Below are 924 nucleotides of genomic sequence, written 5' to 3'. Positions count from 1 at the left end.
AATATCTAACACCGTGCGTGTTGACTATTTTACCTCTGGCGGTGATAATGGTTGCATGTACTAAGGAGGTTGTATGGAACAACGCATAACCCTGAAAGATTATGCAATGCGCTTTGGGCAAACCAAGACAGCTAAAGATCTCGGCGTATATCAAAGCGCGATCAACAAGGCCATTCATGCAGGCCGAAAGATTTTTTTAACTATAAACGCTGATGGAAGCGTTTATGCGGAAGAGGTAAAGCCCTTCCCGAGTAACAAAAAAACAACAGCATAAATAACCCCGCTCTTACACATTCCAGCCCTGAAAAAGGGCATCAAATTAAACCACACCTATGGTGTATGCATTTATTTGCATACATTCAATCAATTGTTATCTAAGGAAATACTTACATATGGTTCGTGCAAACAAACGCAACGAGGCTCTACGAATCGAGAGTGCGTTGCTTAACAAAATCGCAATGCTTGGAACTGAGAAGACAGCGGAAGCTGTGGGCGTTGATAAGTCGCAGATCAGCAGGTGGAAGAGGGACTGGATTCCAAAGTTCTCAATGCTGCTTGCTGTTCTTGAATGGGGGGTCGTTGACGACGACATGGCTCGATTGGAGCGACAAGTTGCTGCGATTCTCACCAATAAAAAACGCCCGGCGGCAACCGAGCGTTCTGAACAAATCCAGATGGAGTTCTGAGGTCATTACTGGATCTATCAACAGGAGTCATTATGACAAATACAGCAAAAATACTCAACTTCGGCAGAGGTAACTTTGCCGGACAGGAGCGTAATGTGGCAGATCTCGATGATGGTTACGCCAGACTATCAAATATGCTGCTTGAGGCTTATTGGGGCGAATATCTGACCAAGCGACAGTTTAAAGTGCTGATTGCCATTCTGCGTAAAACCTATGGGTGGAATAAACCAATGGACAG

Annotated in this window: 3 protein-coding genes; all 3 read left to right on the top strand. The window is 44.7% G+C overall.

The features are described from left to right. Positions 1-73: 73 nt before the first annotated feature. Positions 74-274, top strand: coding sequence for a Cro/CI family transcriptional regulator (locus tag ACTHSL_RS12775; protein ID WP_000437875.1), 201 nt, complete (start codon positions 74-76; stop codon positions 272-274). A gap of 118 nt (positions 275-392) precedes the next feature. Beyond that, positions 393-686 (top strand): lambda phage CII family protein, encoded by a 294-nt coding sequence (locus ACTHSL_RS12770; RefSeq protein ID WP_440381674.1) that lies wholly within the window; start codon positions 393-395, stop codon positions 684-686. A gap of 32 nt (positions 687-718) precedes the next feature. Continuing rightward, positions 719-924, top strand: a 206-nt coding sequence (locus ACTHSL_RS12765) for a replication protein (RefSeq protein WP_440381673.1), incomplete at its 3' end; no start/stop codon positions are given.

Source organism: Neisseria sp. P0008.S010, assembly GCF_051962715.1.
GTDB classification, from domain to species: Bacteria; Pseudomonadota; Gammaproteobacteria; order Burkholderiales; family Neisseriaceae; genus Neisseria; species Neisseria elongata.
Note: the sequence above shows the minus strand (reverse complement) of the source record. Positions and strands in the feature narration are given on the sequence as shown.

Coding starts and splice junctions, on each gene's coding strand:
- ACTHSL_RS12775 (WP_000437875.1), top strand. CDS start 74: ATGGAACAACGCATAACCCTGAAAGATTATGCAATGCGCTTTGGGCAA.
- ACTHSL_RS12770 (WP_440381674.1), top strand. CDS start 393: ATGGTTCGTGCAAACAAACGCAACGAGGCTCTACGAATCGAGAGTGCG.